This is a genomic window from Pseudaestuariivita rosea, from assembly GCF_017592335.1.
GTDB classification, from domain to species: Bacteria; Pseudomonadota; Alphaproteobacteria; order Rhodobacterales; family Rhodobacteraceae; genus Parasulfitobacter; species Parasulfitobacter rosea.
This window is the reverse complement of record NZ_JACNMP010000004.1, coordinates 42,074-60,248: the sequence shown is the minus strand read 5'-3', so window position 1 is coordinate 60,248 and position 18,175 is coordinate 42,074. Positions and strand designations below refer to the sequence as shown.

Here is an 18,175-nt window from a genome sequence, read left to right as displayed (position 1 = left end):
GCCCGATGACTGACCAGCTTAAGTCTGCCGACATTGATGTTATTCAACGTATTCTTCCGCACCGTTATCCATTCCTGTTGGTTGACAAGGTCGTTGACATTGATGGTGCGAAATCCGCACGCGGCATTAAGAACGTGACCTTCAACGAACCCCATTTTCAGGGCCATTTCCCCGGCGCGCCCATTATGCCCGGTGTCACGATTGTCGAAGCCATGGCACAAACCGCCGCGATCATGGTTGGCGTGGATCAGGACATGCTGGATCAGAATTTCCTCGTCTACTTCATGGGCATCGACAAGTGCAAATTCCGCCGCAAGGTCATCCCGGGCGACGTTCTGGAACTGGTGATCGAAACCAAGCGCGGCGGATCAAAGATCTGGAAATTCGACGGCCGCGCCACCGTTGACGGCGAACTGGCGGCCGAGGCTGAATTTACCGCGATGATCGATTTGTCTGAGGGTAACTGATGCGCATCCACCCCAGTGCCGAAATCCACAGCAGCGCCGTCATTGAAGATGGCGCCACCATTGACCAAGGCTGCATCGTCGGCCCTTTCTGTCACGTGGGCGCGGACGTTCAACTGGGGAAAAGCGTCGAATTGAAATCCCATGTCGTTGTACAAGGTCAGACGACCATCGGGGATGAGACGATTGTTTTCCCTTTTGCAGTCGTCGGTGAAATCCCGCAGGATCTGAAATTCAAGGGTGAACAGACCAAACTGGCCATCGGTAAACGCAACCGTATCCGCGAACATGTCACCATGAACACAGGAACCGATGGCGGCGGTGGTGTGACCCGCGTGGGCGATGACTGTCTGTTCATGGCGGGGGCCCATGTGGCCCATGATGCCCAGGTCGGTGATCGTGTGATCATGGTTAATAACTCGGCCCTGGCGGGGCATTGTGTGATCGGTGATGATGTCATCATAGGTGGCCTGTCGGGCATTCACCAATGGGTTCGCATCGGCAAGGGTGCAATTATCGGCGCGGTCACGATGGTCACAAACGACGTCATTCCGCACGGTCTGGTGCAGGCCCCACGGGGCGAACTGGATGGTCTCAATCTGGTGGGCCTGAAACGTAAAGGTGTCGCGCGCAGCGATATCACCGCCTTGCGCGCAGCCTTCCAGATGCTGGCGCAGGGCGAAGGCAATTTTGCCGACCGCGCGCGCCGGCTGAGCGAAGAAACCGAAAGCGCATATGTCAAGGAAGTTGTCGACTTTATCCTTGGCGACAGCGATCGGTCCTTCCTGACCCCGCGCTGATGCTGGCGCTGATCGCAGGGCAGGGGCATCTGCCCATGGTCCTGATCAAGGCGCTGCGTCTGCAGGGCACAGATTTTCAGCTTTGTCAGATGGCGGATTTCCCCGCGAATGTCTTCATCGATCAGGATGTTCTGGAATTCCGCATCGAACACCTGGGCAGTTTCCTGCAGCAGCTGAAAGATCGCGGTGTCACCCAGGTCGTCTTTGCCGGCGCCGTTCACCGGCCCAAGATCGATCCGACCGCGATTGATGCCGCCACTATGCCCCTTGTCCCGCGCATGATGCAGGCGCTGCAACAGGGGGACGATGCCGCGCTGCGCACCGTGATCGAGATTTTTGAAGAGGCCGGCCTGACCATCTGTGCCGCCCATCAGATCATGCCCGACCTGATGCTGCCCGAAGGCGTTCTGACCGCCGTCAAACCGGGGGACCAGCACCTGCGCGATGCCGACCGGGGCGAACAGGTAATCGGCGCGCTGTCTGCCGCGGATATCGGGCAGGCCTGTGTCGTGGCCCGCGGTCAGGTCATCGCGGTTGAAACGCTGCCCGGCACCGACTGGATGCTGTCGTCGCTTGACCCCGCGCGGCTGCCCCAATCCGATGCTCGCCCCACCGGCGGGCTGATGTATAAGGCCCCGAAAACCGGCCAGGACCGCCGCATCGATATGCCCACCATCGGCCCAGACACGATCCATGGCATCGCCGCCGCCGGTCTGGATGGTCTGGTGATCGAAGCAGGTGGCGTTCAGGTCCTGGACCGTGCCAAAGTCATCCTTTTGGCGGATGAAAAGGGCCTGTTCCTGTGGGCGCGTAAGAGGTCATCGTGAAGCTTTTCCTGATCGCGGGCGAACCCTCGGGCGATAAGCTGGGTGCTGCGCTGATGCAGGGGCTAAAAACCCTGCGCGATGACATCGAATTTCACGGCGTCGGCGGTCCGTTAATGCAGGCGCAGGGCCTGATCAGCCTGTTCCCGATGGACGAACTGAGCGTCATGGGCATCGCCGAGGTGCTGCCAAAATACAGGCACCTGAAACGCCGCATTGCCGAGACGGCCGATCACGTGTTGCACCTGCAACCCGATGCCCTGATCACCATCGACAGCCCTGATTTCTGCATGCGGGTCGCCAAACGGGTCAAAGCCGTCAGCACCCTCCGCACCATCCACTATGTCGCCCCGACTGTTTGGGCCTGGCGACCAAAACGGGCCGACAAGATGGCGAAGGTCATCGACCAGGTTCTGGCCCTTTTCCCGTTTGAGCCCCCCTACATGCAGGCCGCCGGAATGCGCTGTGATTTCGTCGGTCACCCTGTGGTCGCCGACCCCCAGGCGACGCCTGCCGACGCCGATGCCTTCCGATCCCGCCATAACATCGCGAAAGACGCGCCGCTTGTCCTGGCCTTGCCCGGCTCAAGAAAGGGCGAGGTTTCGCGGCTGGCCGATCGCTTTGGTCAGGCTTTGCGCCTGCTTCTGAACACCCATCCTAATGCCCGTATCGTCGTGCCCGCGACAGAACCCGTCGCCGACCTTGTCCAGCAAAAGCTGGCAGACTGGCCGGGCGCCCCCATCATCCTTGACCCCCGCGCGCAGCCGCCCGATCAGGCCCAGTCCGAAAAACGCGCCGCTTTCCGCGCGGCCGACGTCGCACTGGCGGCCTCGGGTACCGTCTCACTGGAACTGGCCGCCGCTGAAACGCCCATGGTCATTGCCTATGACATGAACTGGCTGTCCCGCACCCTGATCGCGCGGATGCTGCAGATCGATACCGTGACATTGGTCAATCTGGTGTCCGACACCCGTGTCGTGCCTGAATTTCTGGGCCGCAACTGCCAACCGCCGCCCATCGCCCGCGCCCTGTCAGATGTCCTGACCAACCCGACCCCGCAGACAGAGGCCATGCAACTGACCATGCAAAGACTGGGGCAGGGCGGCACACCCCCCGGCCTACGCGCGGCCCAAGCAGTGCTGGATGGGTTGAACACAGCTTGACACAGTTTCTTAATAAACTAATAAGTTAATTAGTTATAAAGGTATTAAGTTATGCAAGACCTTACCGCAACAGATCGCATCAAGCCTAAACCTGATAGCTCGGCCACAGAAGGCCATGTCGTCTGGGCCCCGGTGAAATCCATCTGGTATACCACCATGCTGGTTGGGGGTCTGATCGGCATTCTGTTCTTTCCGTCGATACAAGCCGCAGTGCTGACATTTGCACTTATGCTTCTGACGCTGTGTCTTGGCCATTCAGTGGGCATGCACAGGCTGCTGGTCCACCGCGCTTTTGAAACGCCAAGATGGCTGGAATACAGTCTGGTCTATCTGGGCACATTGGTCGGCATGGCTGGCCCCATCGGCATGTTCCGCATTCATGAAATCCGCGACTGGCAACAGCAACAACCCGATTGCCACTCCTTTGCCAAACACGATGTAGGCTTCTGGAAAGACGCCATCTGGCAAATGCATTGCGACCAAATCCTGACCCAGCCCCCGGAACTGATCATCGAAGACCGCGTCACACAGGACCGCTTCTATCAGTGGCTGGAACGCACATGGCACTGGCAGCAACTTCCCCTTGCTGGGCTGCTGTTTCTGGCAGGCGGGATCGGCTTTGTGCTGTGGGGCATCTGCCTGCGTATCGCGGTGTCGCTGACCGGGCACTGGTGCACCGTCCATTTCGCCCACACCATGGGCCAGCGCCCCTTTGTCCGCGATGATCTGGCCGTCGACGGTCGCAACCTGCCAGCCTGGGGTCTGTTCACCTTTGGCGAGGCGTTTCATAACAACCATCACGCTTTTCCGCGGTCGGCCAGAATGGGCCATACGGCGCAGCAGATTGACCCCGGCTGGTGGGTGATCCGCGGATTGAAGACCATTGGTCTGGCGTGGGATATTCAGGTGCCCGATCTGACCGAACCGGGGCAGGGCAGGGTGATAACACTTTGTGCAGATAGTGATGCAGTCGAACGATCCTTGATGCAGGATGATGCCAAAGCCTCATCCTGAAATCTGTAACGCCCAATCTCGGAGTGGCCTCAGATTTATGACGTTAGGATCGATACCTGGTTACGCTGGCTTGTACCGAATTCAAAGATCAAGCTTTTCCGAAAGAGCTTTGAAAATATTTCGTTTTTCGTCCGTCCATTGATCGCCGCGTGACTTGAAAAGTGTCGCTTGGGATTTGTGGATCAGCCCGTCTTTCAGTATCTTCAGATGGTTCGCGCGTAGGGTTTCGCCCGTTGATGTGATATCTGCAATGGCCTCGGCTGTCAGGTTTTTCACTGTGCCCTCTGTCGCCCCCTGACTGTCGACCAGCTGATAATCCGCGACGCCTTTGTCGCGCAGGAATTCCCGCACAAGTCTATGATATTTCGTTGCAATTCGCAGCCGGAACCCATGCGCCCGCCGAAAAGCCGCAGCTGCGGCATCCAGATCGTCCAGTGTTCTGACGTCAGTCCAGGCCTGCGGAACAGCAATGATCAGATCGGCGTGACCGAAGCCAAGATGGGTCAGTTCCAGGACCTGACGATCCCAGACTGCCAGCTGTTCGCGTACCAGATCTGACCCCGTCACGCCCAGATCAATCCGCCTCGCGGCCATCTCACGCGGGATCTCACCGGCGGACAAAAGAACCAGTTCCAAACCGTTGACCCCATGGGCGGCACCGGCATATTCTCGTTCAGAACCAGTACGTTGTAGGGTAACATCCCGCGCGCCGAACCAGTCGAACGTTTTCTCCATCAGCCGCCCTTTTGAAGGCACGCCAAGTTTCAGCGTCATGAAGTACCCTCCAATTCTGTCACGATACCGGGGCGGATCACACCGCCCACCGCCGGAATTTCGCGTCCGTTGCCCAGCACCCGTGTCAGCGCGTCATAACGCCCGCCTGTGGCTATGGGGGGCAGATCAGGGCGCTGATCGGAGTAAAACCCAAAGACGAAACCGTCATAGTATTCCAGCGTCGTGCGGCCATAACTTGCTTCGAAATCAAGGGCTTCAACATCGATTCCCATTTTTTGCATCTGCTCTGCACGTGCCTCGAAGCGGTGCAAAGCTGTTGCGATCTGCGGCAGGTCAACTGCAATGTCCCGCAGCGCGGCCAACACGTTTGGAACTGTTTCACGCAGGGATAACAACTCTTCTATCAGGTCGACTTCCATTGACGAAATCGGATCGGTGGCTGCGTCTTTTTCCAATGCCATCAAACGGGTATCGATTTCTTTCTGGGTGCGCAGCCCGATCAGGGGGGCCTCTGACGGTTCGGGGATCACATGTGTCGAGGGTTTTGAAAAACGCTCTAACAAGGCACGGAAACGTTTGGGACGCCAGATGTGCCGCATCAGCGCGGCCTTGCGATCATCTGTTGTGCGCAGACCTGTAACTGCAGCGGTCAGCAGTCCGATATCACCCGTCGCAACACGGGGGGCAAGGGGCGCCAAAGCCTTGGAAAACAGTGCAAAAACCTCGGCATCGGCGCGGGCGCTGTCGCGGGAAAAGACCTCATACCCCACTTGCATATACTCTGTGGCGCGGTCGGGGTCATTTTCCTGTTTGCGAAAGATTTCGCCCGAATAGGTATAGCGTGCAGGTTCAGCCCCGTTTTGCATATGCATCTGCACGATGGGCACGGTGAAATCCGGTCGCAGCATCTGTTCCCCGCGCATCGGGTCTTGCGTGACATAGGCGCGCGCGCGAATATCTTCGCCGTAAAGGTCAAGCAGAACCTCGGCCGGTTGCAGGATATCTGCCTCAGCCGGAACAGCGCCGGCGTCCAGAAAAAACGACTGTAGACGCGCGGCGCAGGCTTTCACATTGGCCTTGGGTGGCATGGTTTAGTCCTGCCCGTCCAGAATTTGGCGCACCTTGGCGACCAGCTGATCGCGCGGCACTTCGAACTGGCTGGGGCGTTCCTTCCATTCTTCATGGGTCGCGCTTTCGGCGATTTTGGCGCCCAGGATCAGGTCCTTGATCTGAACGATGCCCTTTTCATGTTCGTCACTGCCCTGGATCACTGCGATGGGAGAGTTCCGTTTATCCGCATATTTCAACTGGTTACCGAAGTTTTTGGGATTACCCAGGTACACTTCAGCCCGGATACCAGCATTGCGCAGCTCAGCCACCATGGTCTGATAATCCGCCATGCGGGCACGGTCCATGACGGTGACGACAACGGGACCCTTGGACGTTTGTCCCATCCGCCCCTTAGCGTGCAGAGCGGCCAGCAGGCGATCGACTCCAACCGACACGCCGGTTGCTGGCACCTCTTGCCCGGTGAAGCGCTTGACCAGATCGTCATAACGCCCACCCCCGGCGACCGAACCGAACTGACGGATACGGCCTTTTTCATCGGTGATATCAAAGGTCAATTCAGCCTCAAAGACGGGGCCGGTGTAGTAGCCAAGACCACGGACGACGGATGGGTCGATGATAATGCGGTCGGGGCCGTAACCTTGGGCGTCTAGGAGAGTTGCGATCTGTTCGAGTTCATCAAGGCCGTTACTGCCGACCTGATCTGTCCCGACAACAGCACGCAAATTCTCAAGAGTTTCGTCATTGCTAGTTCCACGACTCGTAAGGAATTCGACGATCCTATCTTCTGTCGCTTCAGAAAGCTGAAGTCCAGGAATATAAGCTCCAGAAGCGTCCAAACGACCTCCACCAAGCAGTTCACGAACTCCGGTTTCACCCACTTTGTCATACTTGTCGATTGTCCTAAGGACGTCGTCACGCATCACGTCGAACGTATTTTGTGTCGACCGCATTATCTCTTGAAGGCCCCGCGATCGGATTACCTCATCGAAATCAATCGATCTAAGCACACCGTCGACTATTTTACGATTGTTCAACCTTACAACGTAGTCCCCGCGAGGGATCCCCACCGCCTCCAGGGCGTCAGCCAGCATCGCACAAATCTCCGCATCGGCGGCCATTGACGCAGTGCCGACGGTATCCGCATCACATTGATAAAACTGCCGAAACCGCCCAGGCCCCGGCTTTTCGTTGCGCCAGACCGGGCCCATCGCATAGCGGCGATAGGGGGTGGGCAGGTCGTTGCGGTGTTGGGCGAAAACGCGGGCCAAGGGCGCGGTCAGGTCATAGCGCAGGGCCAGCCAGTCGTCGTCCTCTTGCCAGGCGAACACACCTTCGTTCGGGCGGTCGACGTCGGGCAGGAATTTCCCCAACGCCTCGACCGTTTCGACGGCTGAACTTTCCAGCGCGTCAAAGCCATAGCGATGATAAACCCCGGCGATCTTTTGCAGCATCTCGGCGCGCTCTGTCACCTCGGTGCCGAAATAGTCGCGAAAGCCCTTTGGCGTGATGGCCTTGGGGCGGGGTTGTTTTTTTTGCTTGGCCATGATCGGTCCCTTTGCTTATCGCGCCTGCCTTTACCGCGCGGGACGGGCGGGGGCAACAGTGGCCAAGCCGATCAGGATGGCTTATGTGACCCCCATGACGGATCATCGCCTGACACAGCTGGAAGAAACCGCAGCCCATCTGACCCAAGTGGTCGATGACCTGTCAGACATCGTCGCCCGGCAAGAACGTGAGATTGCCGTGCTGAAACGGCGGCTTCAGGTGCTGTTGGAACGTGAAGCCGAGCGGCAATATGAGGCAGGCGGATCCATGCCGCTGGCCGATCAGAAACCGCCCCACTGGTAAGCTAACCAAGACTGTTCCAGATTTCGTATTCCTTGGTAAGAAATGCGCGGACGCGGGTTTCGATCTCAGGATCAAGTGTCAGATTAAGCACTGGTGAGACATTCATTTGGGGCAGAGTGATTTCCATCTGCAACCGGTCTTCCAGAAAGGTGATGACATCGGGCATTGATTCGTATCGGAACAGGTGATCGATGGTCATATCGCCCTTGCCGCCCGTTAGAAACTTGGCCTGCGATCCGACCTCGGCAAAGGCCGGGCGGGGGCGTTGCATATAAGCCTCGACAAAGGCATCAAAACTGATGCCAACCGTGCTGTTTGCGCTGCTTGCAAGCGACGGTCGCAGCCGGTACCGGTACCAGCTGTTCAGCCAGTCAATCGGTTCGCGGATCAGCGCCATGGTTTCGATATCCTCGGCGCCTGCTACGGTGAACATCGGCCGCAAAAAGCGATTATAGCGCTGAATCGTCGCGTGTTTCAGTTGCGGCGGGCTGGTGATGACAATATCCGCATGGGGGGTCAAGGCGGCCTCAAACGCTTCGCTTGCTGTTTTGGATTGGGACAAAAAGGCAAGTTTTTCTTTCCAGAAAACAAGCATTTACACAGCAAACCTTATGCGAAATTCAGTTATTTGAACACTGTAAACGACCCATTAACCCTAATCAACAAAAGCTGCTTTCGCGAAAAACTATTGCAATGTTCACGTTTTGATCTATTGGTTAACGGAACAAGAGGCGAACATCAGCAGTGATTGCCGCACCCGGCCGGGTGTGAAATAAGGAACGAAAGCGATGGCAATGGCAGATCTTCTTAGTATGGACAATAAACGAAACGCGGATAAGCAAAAGGCCCTGGACAGCGCACTGGCCCAGATCGAACGGCAGTTCGGTAAGGGGTCGATTATGAAGCTGGGCGATGGTGCCGTTCAGGAAATCGAATCGACCTCAACGGGATCGTTGGGTTTGGACATCGCGCTTGGGATTGGCGGTCTGCCCAAGGGGCGGATTATTGAAATCTATGGGCCTGAAAGTTCGGGCAAGACCACGCTGACGCTGCATTGTGTGGCCGAAGAGCAGAAAAAAGGTGGCGTTTGTGCCTTTGTCGATGCCGAACACGCGCTGGACCCGCAATATGCCAAAAAGCTGGGCGTGAACCTGGATGAACTGCTGATTTCGCAACCCGATACAGGCGAACAGGCGCTTGAGATTACAGACACGCTGGTGCGATCCGGTGCCGTCAGCATGGTTGTCGTCGATTCGGTCGCAGCCCTGACGCCCAAGTCCGAACTGGAAGGCGATATGGGCGACAGCAGCGTCGGTGTCCATGCCCGTCTGATGAGCCAGGCGATGCGTAAACTGACCGGCTCGATCGCGCGATCGAACTGTATGGTGATCTTCATTAACCAGATTCGGATGAAGATCGGCGTGATGTTCGGCAGCCCTGAAACGACAACGGGCGGCAACGCGCTGAAATTCTATTCTTCGGTCCGTTTGGACATCCGTCGCATCGGCGCGATCAAGGACCGCGACGAAGTTGTGGGCAACCAGACCCGCGTCAAGGTCGTGAAAAACAAGGTGGCCCCACCTTTTAAGCAGGTGGAATTCGATATCATGTACGGCGAAGGTATTTCCAAGACCGGCGAGCTGCTGGACCTGGGCGTCAAAGCCGGTGTGGTCGAAAAATCCGGGGCCTGGTTCAGCTATGGTGACGAACGGATCGGGCAGGGGCGTGAAAATGCCAAAACCTATCTGAAGGAAAATCCGCAGACCGCCTATGAAATCGAAGACAAGATCAGGGCGGCCCATGGTTTGGATTTCGACATGCCGCCGGGTGAAGTGGACAAGGACGACGACGTTCTTGAGGCGTAAGCGCTGCTTTGATGCGTGCGCCCCGGACCTGATCCGGGGCCTCTGACAGGAATATGAGGTCCCGGATCGCGTCCGGGACTTTTTTCTGGGTACATCTAACGGGTTCTTACGGTGGACAGTGGTTTCGTCGGGCGATAAACCAACCCGACCTGACAGTCTTTGCGGAAGACCACCATGCCCACGCTGAACGAAATACGATCAACCTTTTTGAACTACTTTGAAAAGCAGGGACACCAGGTTGTGGCGTCCTCGCCGCTGGTGCCACGCAATGACCCGACGCTGATGTTCGCCAATTCCGGCATGGTGCAGTTCAAGAACCTGTTCACCGGAGTTGAGACCCGCGACTACAAACGTGCCACCACCGCCCAGAAATGTGTCCGTGCGGGGGGCAAGCATAACGATCTGGACAATGTGGGATACACAGCCCGGCACCATACGTTCTTTGAAATGCTGGGGAATTTCAGCTTTGGTGACTACTTCAAATCCGACGCGATCCCCTTCGCATGGGAGGTCGTGACAAAAGAACTCGACATCCCCAAAGACCGTCTTGTCGTGACCGTTTACCATGACGATGATGAGGCTGCGGATCTATGGAAAAAGGTTGCCGGTCTAAGCGATGACCGAATTATTCGCATCGCCACGGATGACAATTTCTGGATGATGGGGCCGACCGGGCCTTGCGGGCCGTCTTCCGAGATTTTCTTTGATCACGGGGATCACATCTGGGGCGGTCCCCCCGGCTCCCCTGAGGAAGACGGTGACCGGTTCGTCGAAATCTGGAACCTGGTTTTCATGCAGTATGAGCAGTTCGAAGACGGCACGCGCAAACCGCTGCCCAACCAGTCGATCGATACCGGCATGGGCATCGAACGGGTGGCCGCGCTGTTGCAGGGCACGAATGATAATTATGCGACTGACCTGATCCGCAGCCTGATCGAGGCCTCGGCCAACGAAACCTCGACCGATCCGGATGGCCCTGACAAGATGCATCACCGCGTCATAGCGGACCATCTGCGGTCAACGGCCTTTCTGATTGCCGATGGTGTGATGCCGTCGAAGGATGGTCGCGGCTATGTATTGCGGCGGATCATGCGGCGCGCGATGCGGCATGCCCATCTGATTGGGGCCAAAGACCCGCTGATGCACCGTCTGGTGCCCGCGCTGGTCACGCAAATGGGCGCGGCCTATCCCGAGTTGACGCAGGCGAAATCCCTAATTGAAGAGACACTGAAACAGGAAGAAACCCGTTTCCGTCAAACGCTTGAGCGTGGCTTGCGTCTGCTGGACGATGAACTGGATGGCTTGGCAGATGATGTGCCGTTGTCCGGTCGTGCGGCCTTTAAGCTTTATGACACATATGGTTTCCCGCTGGACCTGACACAGGACGCTTTGCGCGAAAAAGGCCGCACCGTTGATGTCGCGGGCTTTGATGAGGCAATGGCCGAACAAAAGGCGCAGGCGCGTGCGGCCTGGGCCGGATCAGGTGAAACGGCGGATGCGACTGTTTGGTTCGATATTGCAGATGAACACGGCGCCACAGACTTTCTGGGCTACGATACCGAGGCCGCCGAGGGCCAGATTTTGGCCATCGTTAAGGATGGTGCGGCGGTGACATCGCTGTCAGACGGCGAAAGTGGCTGGCTGGTGATGAACCAAACCCCATTTTACGCTGAATCCGGCGGCCAGGTGGCCGATCACGGGTTTGTCCGCCGCCTGGATGACGAAGACATGATTGCCGAATGTACCGACGTCCAAAAGATGGGCGGCAGATCGATTTATGCGCATCATGTGACTGTTAAGGCGGGCAGTTTCACGACCGGCGACGCAGTCGGGCTTGAGGTCGACCATAATCGCCGCACGGCGATCCGGGCCAATCACTCGGCCACGCACCTGCTGCACGAGGCATTGCGTCAGGCCTTGGGCGATCACGTCGCACAGCGCGGGTCATTGAATGCCTCGGATCGTTTGCGGTTTGACTTCAGCCACGGCAAGGCGATGACGCCTGCTGAAATCAATCAGGTCGAAACCGAAGTTAACGATTTCATTCGACAAAATACCCCCGTGCAGACCCGCATCATGACACCCGATGATGCGCGTGCCATGGGCGCGCAGGCCCTTTTCGGTGAAAAATATGGCGATGAGGTGCGCGTGGTGTCGATGGGCCGTGCGACGACGGGTAAAGGTGCAGACGGCCAGACCTATTCGATCGAACTTTGCGGCGGAACCCATGTCAGGCAAACCGGTGATATCGGGGTCTTTGCCCTGATGTCCGAGACGGCGTCCTCGGCCGGCGTGCGCCGGATTGAGGCCGTGACGGGGGCTGACGCAATGGCAATGTTGCGGGATCGCGATATGCAACTTTCCAATGCCGAACAATTGCTGAAAGCCAGCGGGGATGAGGTCGCCGTACGGATCAAGGCGCTGATGGACGAACGAAAGACGCTGCAGAACGAAGTCGCCCAGTTGCGCCGCGAACTGGCCGTTGGTGGCGGGGGGCAAAAGGCTGCAGCGGACAGGAACATCAATGGGATAGCCTTTGCCGCTCAGGTCCTGTCTGGCGTGACGGGTAAGGACCTGCCTGCGCTGGTGGATGACCACAAGGCGCGCATGGGATCAGGCGCGGTGCTGTTGATCGCGGATGCCGATGGCAAGGCGGCTGTCGCGGCCGGTGTTACCGGGGATCTGACGGATCAAGTATCAGCCGTCGATCTGGTCAAGGCCGCGGTTGCCGAATTGGGCGGCAAGGGTGGCGGCGGTCGACCGGATCTGGCGCAAGGTGGTGCCAAAGATGCAAGAAATGCCGAAGCCGCGATCAAGGCGGCAGAAGCAATTTTGGGGGGATAGCAGGATGAGCGCGCTTTGGATTGCCCATGTAACGGTGACGGATGATGAGGCTTATGGGAAATATGCGGCCATCGCGACCGAGGCGATTGCCGCGCATGGCGGGGTTTTCCTGGCCCGTGGTGGACGGCATATTTCGTTAGAGGGTACAGATAGGCCGCGAAATGTTGTGGCGCGCTTCCCCTCAGTCGAGGCAGCCGAGGCCTGTTACCGGTCCGAGCTGTATCAAGAGGCGCTCAGTCATGCCAAAGGCGCGTCCGAGCGCGATCTGATGATTGTAGAAGAACTGGAATAGTGCGCGATGTGCTGTCCCAAATTCGGTCAGGGACTTCTAAGTATCTGATAATAAAAAAATTCAAGTTTCTGTCAAATGTCGACCTGATTGGTTGTCCGATGGGTAACTCGTTATATTTACCGTCTATTGCGGCCCTGAAAATAAATGTGCAAATTACACATTTTCTCTACTTTAGTTCGAAATAAATGTGTAAATTGCACATTTTCATGGGGTTTAAATGAATTACATGTGCAATTTGCACATTTTTAAAAAGAGTAACGCGATCCGTCATCGGTCATCCGTCATCCGTTGAACTTACCTAGGCCACCTTGCGTTCGAATGCGACCGGGCTTTTCCAGCCCAGTGCTGAGTGTCGGCGGCGCGGAGTGTAGAAGCCGTTGATGTACTGGAAGATTGCGACTTCAACCAATGACGCGACGTGAATGCAGATCGAGGAGCGAGCCTTTGTCCGCCATTGGTCCGAGGACAATGGCGAGCGCTAGGTAGAGCCATCCTTCGCGGGTCCAGACATAGCTGATATTACCCGCCCATTTCTGGTTGGGCGCATCCGCGTTGAAGTCGCGGTTCAGCAAATTCGGCGCGATGTTGAACAAATGGTTGCTGTCAGTCTTGCATCGGGGACTTTGATCCACTGGATCAAAGCCTGATCCCCCCTCACCTTGTATTTCTTCGAGCGTTCGACGTGGATGCCGTTCTCGCGCATCACCCTCATAGCTTTAGGCCCGCGAAGACCTGGGTGGCCTTCCACTGGGAAAACGCCCCACCGAGGCCTTTTCTGATCCGGTTTCAATTTAAAATCGCCCTCTCCTCCTTGAGCATACGGTTCTCTCGCCGCAGCCGTTCATTCTTACGCGCAAAGTCGAGGTCCTTGTCAGACACAAAATCACTGTCACGATGCGCCGTCACCCACTTGTTCAGCGTCGACAGGCCAACGCCCAAATCAGATGCCACCTGCTTCCTGCTCAGCCCGCTCGTCCGCGCGATCCGAACCGCATCAGCACGGAACTCGCCCGTCCGCTTCTGTCCCATAATCCGTCTCCTTTGTTGCAGTAAATGCTATCAAAGGAGCGGCATCAAAACAGGAAAGGTCCACATTGCGACCACCATGCCCAGCGAGCTTAGTCGATCGCATAGGTGACCAGGGCCATGCTAAAGAACAGATCAGAGAGGCCAATGAACTATAGGAAATACTCGATTGTTCTGGCACAGGGCTGATCCAGACCCTTGTGACGACATAAAAATCAAGAGGAAAGTTAAGAATCCTGCACCGAGGAGCAAAGAAGTATAATTGGGCTGTGATAGTCTCTTCATGATCTAGACGTCATTCCCCTTAGGTGATCAAAAAGATGGGTTTCTAAGGTGACCCGAAGGGTGCATCGGCAGTTTGTGGTTGTGGAATACTTATGATCAAACCACCGTCGCAGAGACGGCAATCATCCAAAAGTGCATCACACTGACCGCGGCCGAGATGACGCAGGCCAATGCTACCGACCACCATGCCCATTTCCCCACAAAAACTCTGTACCCGATCAATGCCAGAGGAAAGGCGACACCTGATACGCAGATGACCCAGAGGAAATATCCGAATGAGAAAAACAAGCCATAACTCAACTGCGTCACTGCGAAAAATATGGCGATGTTTAAAACGGCAAAACCGCCAGCCAGAAATAAAGGGTTAAGATTTGAATTTGGCGAAATCTTCAACATGCTGGGTCCACGCGGCGTCTAACCCGCCACCCGTGTCCAACGCCGCGGAATGGCCTGCATCTGATAGACCTGTGGTGGCTGCATGAAGATGAGATCTGTTTCAGAACACGTATAGGTGCCGGTTGATATCTCGGGTCCCAGTTCTGAAGGGCGCGGGGGGACCACTGACACCTGACCATTCATATTCACCTCTGTCACCACATCAAATGTCGTCGCGGTGATGGTAAAGGTGTCACCTTCGGTCTCGATCGTGGCCTCATTCTTGCCGGCCATGGTGACAGAGACGTTCATTCCGTCCATGTCCATCGATATCGTCATGCCCTCCATATTGCTAAGCACGCTGCCGTCGGCACTGATGTCCATGACCGGGCCTGACCCAGTGACCTCACCGCCATCAATGGGCATGCCACCCTGTGCCATCATTTCCGTCATATCGTTCAGGTCGGCGCTCCACTGCCCGATCAAGCAATCATCAAGTGCAAGCGCGCTTTGAGCGGTACAGGTCATGAGGGCCGTAGCCAGGATGGTTGGTCTTATAGATGTCATCTGTTTGGTCTTTTTCTATTGGGTAGTTCTGTCGTGCATGTCTGGCATTTGCACGCTTCAGAAACAGCTTGCGAGCGCTACGGCTGTTTCGGCCATGCGTTCGGCGAAAGCATCGGCGATTTCAAGCAGCTGCGCTTGCTGCTCATCTTCAAAGAGAACGGTAAAATACGTGTCGAGGTCCGGGTGTGCGTCCAGCTGCGCATTCAGATCATCCAGCCGGTCCTGCATCGCCGCTGCATCAGGGGCGGCGGCAACCCATGCGGCGCGATCTTCATCGGTCCAATTGAATGCGGTATGTGCTTCCAGCGTGTTCAGGCGGGCCGGATCCGTTTCCCAGATCCATTCACGCAGGGCCCGTGTCATCGTCAGGTTCTGCTTGGCCACCGCGGCGGATAGTTCCGAAACCTGCTGCAGGTCGGGGTGCGCGGCAACCACCATGTCGGTGATGTCGTCTTGAAAAGCCACTTGCACCTGTGTTTCGCGGCCCCATGCGGGCGCCAGACAGGTCAGGTCGGGGCTGGCGGCAAGTGATGCCGGGATGGTCACAAGGGCGAATGATGCTAGTGTGAGCTTTTTCATAAAGAGAGGTTTTCCTACCAAGAAGATTGATGGCACATGCCGATGTGAAAGAAAGTCAGACAGACGGTGCCAAGGGTGATAAAACATGGCGTACCCTTTGTGGCCCCCAATAGATGTAGCAAGATGCGCTTTTGCTAGCCGATCCGCGCAGCTCTGATTGCCGGCCCTGCGCCAAACGTATGCAATAGCACGCCAAAGCTTTCCTTTCTTTTCAAAGTGTTGCTAATGAATGCTCGCATCTTTATATATGTATACAACTTATTTTCAAGGAGTCATCATGCATCGTTCATTTCATCTGGCTTTACCACTTCTTGCACTGGGGCATATGGCCAGCGCCCAGGACGCGTCCACGAATGCAGATGTGCTGTTTATCCTCGATGGCTCAGGTTCCATGTGGGGGCGGGTCAATGAGGTGGAAAAGATCGTCATCGCCAAGGATGTGATGAGCGGGCTGATCGATGGTCTGCCAGAGAGCGTTGATGCAGGGCTGATCACCTATGGCCACCGCGAACGCGGCTCTTGCGCGGATATCGAGGTGATCGCGACGCCCGGGCAGACCGATCGCGCCGACCTGCTGGCGTCCCTTGCAGGCGTGACACCGCTGGGCAAGACACCGATTTCCGACAGCTTGCTGCGAGCAGGCGAAGTCATGCGCCAGACTGAGGATCCGGTGTCGATTGTGCTGGTATCGGATGGGATCGAAAGCTGTGAAGGCGATCCTTGTGCAACGGCCGCGCTCTTGCGCGAACAGGATATCGATGTGCGCATTCATGTCGTGGGCTTTGATGTAGACGCAGAAGCCAAGGAACAGCTCAGCTGCATCGCAGAGGCCGGAGGCGGTGAATACTACGACGCCAGTTCGGCAGACGCGCTTGATGCCGCGCTGGCTGATGTGCGGGTAAGCATTGTGGAAGAGCCGGTTGTCACTATAGTAGAGCCGACGATTGCGAATGTCTTTCTTGGAGATGACGTTCTTAACGCTGTCAGCGTCGTGAACGAAAAGACCGGCGAAGAACTTGATACTTTGTATAGCAGTGGCGGCGCAGGCATCGAAGTACCAGCTGGAACCTACCGCTACGCATTCCGGCATTTTACGTCGCCGCCGGTTGAGATCGTCGCGGGGCAGGACTACATCATCAGGGCTGCCGATTATGGTTTGGCGACCTTAAGTGTGTCGGAGGACGTATTCTTTGCGGTAGATATCGTTGAGCATGCGACTGATACGCAACTCACCGATCTTTACGCGAACAGGCAGCGTATCCAGGTTGCGCCGACCGACTACCGCTTTGCCTTTCGGCATTTCACGTCACCGCCGGTGAGTATCGCGCCAAGCGCCGACTATGAGATTTCAGCCCGCACCTTTGGTTTGGCCGATATCTATATTGATGAGGACGAACCCTATTCGGTGGATATTCTGGATGATACCAACGGGCAGCAACTGGCCGAGGTTAGCGCGGTATCCGAGCGTACGCAAGTTCCACCGGGAGACTACCGGTTTGAATTTTTCGATTTCACATCGCCAACGGTTACGATCGCACCAAACGAAACGGTGACGATCTCATCTGCGGATTATGGCTTGGCAGACGTTTTTCTTGCCGATGACGTACTTTTCACCGTCAACATCGTCAACGCAGAGTCAGCTGAAAGACTCACAGAAATTCACAGATCTTTCAACAGGCGACAGATACCACCGGGGACGTATATCTTTGAATTCAAAAACTTTACATCCCCTCCATTGACGGTAGCACCGGGCAGTGAACACATGATTTCCGCCGCCAACTATGGTCTGGCGCGTGTGGAGCTGGCCGATGATGTTTTTCTTAATGTCGATATCGTTGATGATGTCACTGGCCAGAAACTGGACTTTATCAGTGGATCAAGTTCTGTCAGGCAAATTCCTGCGGGGCGCTACCGGTTCGAGTTCAGCAATTTCACGTCACCACCTATGGATGTTGTGGCGAATGCAGACATCACAATCGCAGCTGCTGATTATGGGCTAGCCGACATTAGACTATCTGACGACGTGATTGGGCAAGTCAGCATCATCATTGACGAAACGGATCGGCGACTTACCAACATCAGTCGATCATCATCGCGACGTCAAATTCCACCGGGCACTTACCATTTCGCATTTGCAGATTTTGTCAGCCCCCCAATTGTGATCGCACCCGGTGAGCAGCGCGTTCTCTCAGCCGCCGATTTCAATTTGGCGACCGTCAGTCTGTCGGAACGCGTGCGCGGTGACTTTCTGCTGTTGCAGGGTGATCAGGACCCGATCAATCTGAAAAATGGCCGCGAGCGGCAAATTCTACCGGGCCCTTACGCAATGGTCTATCAGGGTGAAGAACTTGGGATCATCAACATTGATGCGAACGAAACCCGCATGATTGAAGTATCGCAGTAGTCAGTTTCTCTGCACCGGA

Annotated in this window: 18 protein-coding genes and 1 pseudogene; 10 read left to right on the top strand and 9 right to left on the bottom strand. The window is 56.3% G+C overall.

The features are described from left to right. Positions 1-5: 5 nt before the first annotated feature. From fabZ to H7848_RS04415, 5 genes are read left to right on the top strand one after another with little or no spacing between them, the layout of a single operon-like run. A complete protein-coding gene (gene fabZ / locus H7848_RS04435; protein ID WP_208348379.1) occupies positions 6-467 on the top strand; it encodes a 3-hydroxyacyl-ACP dehydratase FabZ in 462 nt (153 codons plus the stop codon). Beyond that, positions 467-1,264, top strand: coding sequence for an acyl-ACP--UDP-N-acetylglucosamine O-acyltransferase (gene lpxA, locus H7848_RS04430; RefSeq protein ID WP_208348376.1), 798 nt, complete (start codon positions 467-469; stop codon positions 1,262-1,264). The genes fabZ and lpxA overlap by 1 nt, the downstream gene beginning before the upstream one ends. Then, a complete protein-coding gene (locus H7848_RS04425) occupies positions 1,264-2,091 on the top strand; it encodes an LpxI family protein (protein WP_208348374.1) in 828 nt (275 codons plus the stop codon). Before lpxA ends, H7848_RS04425 begins: the two co-directional genes overlap by 1 nt. Then, on the top strand, positions 2,088-3,251 hold the full coding sequence (gene lpxB / locus H7848_RS04420) for a lipid-A-disaccharide synthase (protein ID WP_208348372.1): 1,164 nt from the start codon (positions 2,088-2,090) through the stop codon (positions 3,249-3,251). The genes H7848_RS04425 and lpxB overlap by 4 nt, the downstream gene beginning before the upstream one ends. 51 nt (positions 3,252-3,302) lie before the next feature. Next, complete coding sequence (locus H7848_RS04415) at positions 3,303-4,265, top strand: acyl-CoA desaturase (protein ID WP_208348370.1); 963 nt, start codon at positions 3,303-3,305, stop codon at positions 4,263-4,265. Positions 4,266-4,346: 81 nt separating this feature from the next. Here H7848_RS04415 and hisG read toward each other — a convergent pair whose 3' ends face one another. The 3 genes from hisG to hisS are packed head-to-tail and all read right to left on the bottom strand — an operon-like array spanning position 4,347 to position 7,615. Further along, complete coding sequence (gene hisG / locus H7848_RS04410; RefSeq protein ID WP_208348369.1) at positions 4,347-5,039, bottom strand: ATP phosphoribosyltransferase; 693 nt, start codon at positions 5,037-5,039, stop codon at positions 4,347-4,349. Then, entirely contained in the window at positions 5,036-6,088 is a 1,053-nt protein-coding gene (locus H7848_RS04405; protein ID WP_208348367.1) for an ATP phosphoribosyltransferase regulatory subunit, read from the bottom strand. The genes hisG and H7848_RS04405 overlap by 4 nt, the downstream gene beginning before the upstream one ends. Positions 6,089-6,091: 3 nt before the next feature. After that, positions 6,092-7,615 (bottom strand): histidine--tRNA ligase, encoded by a 1,524-nt coding sequence (gene hisS, locus H7848_RS04400; protein ID WP_208348366.1) that lies wholly within the window; start codon positions 7,613-7,615, stop codon positions 6,092-6,094. Positions 7,616-7,709: 94 nt separating this feature from the next. Between hisS and H7848_RS04395 the strand changes: the two genes are divergently transcribed. Then, the gene (locus tag H7848_RS04395) at positions 7,710-7,919 is read left to right on the top strand and encodes a SlyX family protein (RefSeq protein ID WP_208348631.1); all 210 of its coding nucleotides are present in this window, start codon (positions 7,710-7,712) and stop codon (positions 7,917-7,919) included. Position 7,920: 1 nt separating this feature from the next. On the opposite strand, the gene H7848_RS04390 is transcribed toward H7848_RS04395, so the two are convergent. After that, positions 7,921-8,514 carry a gamma-glutamyl kinase gene (locus H7848_RS04390; protein ID WP_208348363.1) on the bottom strand — a complete coding sequence of 198 codons (594 nt, stop codon included), beginning with the start codon at positions 8,512-8,514 and terminating at the stop codon, positions 7,921-7,923. 193 nt (positions 8,515-8,707) lie between these two features. Here H7848_RS04390 and recA point away from each other — a divergent pair, with 193 nt between their 5' ends. From recA to H7848_RS04375, 3 genes are all read left to right on the top strand, one after another. Further along, on the top strand, positions 8,708-9,784 hold the full coding sequence (recA, locus tag H7848_RS04385; RefSeq protein WP_208348362.1) for a recombinase RecA: 1,077 nt from the start codon (positions 8,708-8,710) through the stop codon (positions 9,782-9,784). Between the two features lie 174 nt (positions 9,785-9,958). Beyond that, entirely contained in the window at positions 9,959-12,628 is a 2,670-nt protein-coding gene (gene alaS, locus H7848_RS04380) for an alanine--tRNA ligase (protein WP_208348361.1), read from the top strand. 4 nt (positions 12,629-12,632) lie between these two features. Next, positions 12,633-12,920: a DUF1330 domain-containing protein gene (locus tag H7848_RS04375; protein WP_208348360.1), complete on the top strand. Its 288-nt coding sequence runs from the start codon at positions 12,633-12,635 to the stop codon at positions 12,918-12,920. A gap of 404 nt (positions 12,921-13,324) precedes the next feature. Here H7848_RS04375 and H7848_RS04370 read toward each other — a convergent pair. From H7848_RS04370 to H7848_RS04350, 5 genes and pseudogenes are all read right to left on the bottom strand, one after another. Next, positions 13,325-13,537: pseudogene (locus H7848_RS04370) on the bottom strand (hypothetical protein); the annotation flags it as partial. A gap of 169 nt (positions 13,538-13,706) precedes the next feature. After that, positions 13,707-13,949, bottom strand: coding sequence for a transposase (locus H7848_RS04365; RefSeq protein WP_419555491.1), 243 nt, complete (start codon positions 13,947-13,949; stop codon positions 13,707-13,709). A 378-nt stretch (positions 13,950-14,327) separates the two neighbouring features. Continuing rightward, positions 14,328-14,627: a hypothetical protein gene (locus tag H7848_RS04360; protein ID WP_208348359.1), complete on the bottom strand. Its 300-nt coding sequence runs from the start codon at positions 14,625-14,627 to the stop codon at positions 14,328-14,330. Positions 14,628-14,645: 18 nt separating this feature from the next. Next, entirely contained in the window at positions 14,646-15,173 is a 528-nt protein-coding gene (locus H7848_RS04355) for a hypothetical protein (protein WP_208348358.1), read from the bottom strand. 57 nt (positions 15,174-15,230) lie between these two features. Beyond that, positions 15,231-15,752 carry a hypothetical protein gene (locus H7848_RS04350; RefSeq protein WP_208348357.1) on the bottom strand — a complete coding sequence of 174 codons (522 nt, stop codon included), beginning with the start codon at positions 15,750-15,752 and terminating at the stop codon, positions 15,231-15,233. A gap of 277 nt (positions 15,753-16,029) precedes the next feature. Between H7848_RS04350 and H7848_RS04345 the strand changes: the two genes are divergently transcribed. Beyond that, the gene (locus H7848_RS04345; RefSeq protein ID WP_208348355.1) at positions 16,030-18,156 is read left to right on the top strand and encodes a vWA domain-containing protein; all 2,127 of its coding nucleotides are present in this window, start codon (positions 16,030-16,032) and stop codon (positions 18,154-18,156) included. Positions 18,157-18,175: the final 19 nt, after the last annotated feature.

What these genes read in the sequence shown, in the direction of transcription:
- fabZ (WP_208348379.1), top strand. Translation starts at nt 6, where the DNA reads ATGACTGACCAGCTTAAGTCTGCCGACATTGATGTTATTCAACGTATT.
- lpxA (WP_208348376.1), top strand. Translation starts at nt 467, where the DNA reads ATGCGCATCCACCCCAGTGCCGAAATCCACAGCAGCGCCGTCATTGAA.
- H7848_RS04425 (WP_208348374.1), top strand. Translation starts at nt 1,264, where the DNA reads ATGCTGGCGCTGATCGCAGGGCAGGGGCATCTGCCCATGGTCCTGATC.
- H7848_RS04415 (WP_208348370.1), top strand. Translation starts at nt 3,303, where the DNA reads ATGCAAGACCTTACCGCAACAGATCGCATCAAGCCTAAACCTGATAGC.
- hisG (WP_208348369.1), bottom strand. Translation starts at nt 5,039, where the DNA reads ATGACGCTGAAACTTGGCGTGCCTTCAAAAGGGCGGCTGATGGAGAAA.
- H7848_RS04405 (WP_208348367.1), bottom strand. Translation starts at nt 6,088, where the DNA reads ATGCCACCCAAGGCCAATGTGAAAGCCTGCGCCGCGCGTCTACAGTCG.
- hisS (WP_208348366.1), bottom strand. Translation starts at nt 7,615, where the DNA reads ATGGCCAAGCAAAAAAAACAACCCCGCCCCAAGGCCATCACGCCAAAG.
- H7848_RS04395 (WP_208348631.1), top strand. Translation starts at nt 7,710, where the DNA reads ATGACGGATCATCGCCTGACACAGCTGGAAGAAACCGCAGCCCATCTG.
- H7848_RS04390 (WP_208348363.1), bottom strand. Translation starts at nt 8,514, where the DNA reads ATGCTTGTTTTCTGGAAAGAAAAACTTGCCTTTTTGTCCCAATCCAAA.
- recA (WP_208348362.1), top strand. Translation starts at nt 8,708, where the DNA reads ATGGCAATGGCAGATCTTCTTAGTATGGACAATAAACGAAACGCGGAT.
- alaS (WP_208348361.1), top strand. Translation starts at nt 9,959, where the DNA reads ATGCCCACGCTGAACGAAATACGATCAACCTTTTTGAACTACTTTGAA.
- H7848_RS04375 (WP_208348360.1), top strand. Translation starts at nt 12,633, where the DNA reads ATGAGCGCGCTTTGGATTGCCCATGTAACGGTGACGGATGATGAGGCT.
- H7848_RS04365 (WP_419555491.1), bottom strand. Translation starts at nt 13,949, where the DNA reads ATGGGACAGAAGCGGACGGGCGAGTTCCGTGCTGATGCGGTTCGGATC.
- H7848_RS04360 (WP_208348359.1), bottom strand. Translation starts at nt 14,627, where the DNA reads ATGTTGAAGATTTCGCCAAATTCAAATCTTAACCCTTTATTTCTGGCT.
- H7848_RS04355 (WP_208348358.1), bottom strand. Translation starts at nt 15,173, where the DNA reads ATGACATCTATAAGACCAACCATCCTGGCTACGGCCCTCATGACCTGT.
- H7848_RS04350 (WP_208348357.1), bottom strand. Translation starts at nt 15,752, where the DNA reads ATGAAAAAGCTCACACTAGCATCATTCGCCCTTGTGACCATCCCGGCA.
- H7848_RS04345 (WP_208348355.1), top strand. Translation starts at nt 16,030, where the DNA reads ATGCATCGTTCATTTCATCTGGCTTTACCACTTCTTGCACTGGGGCAT.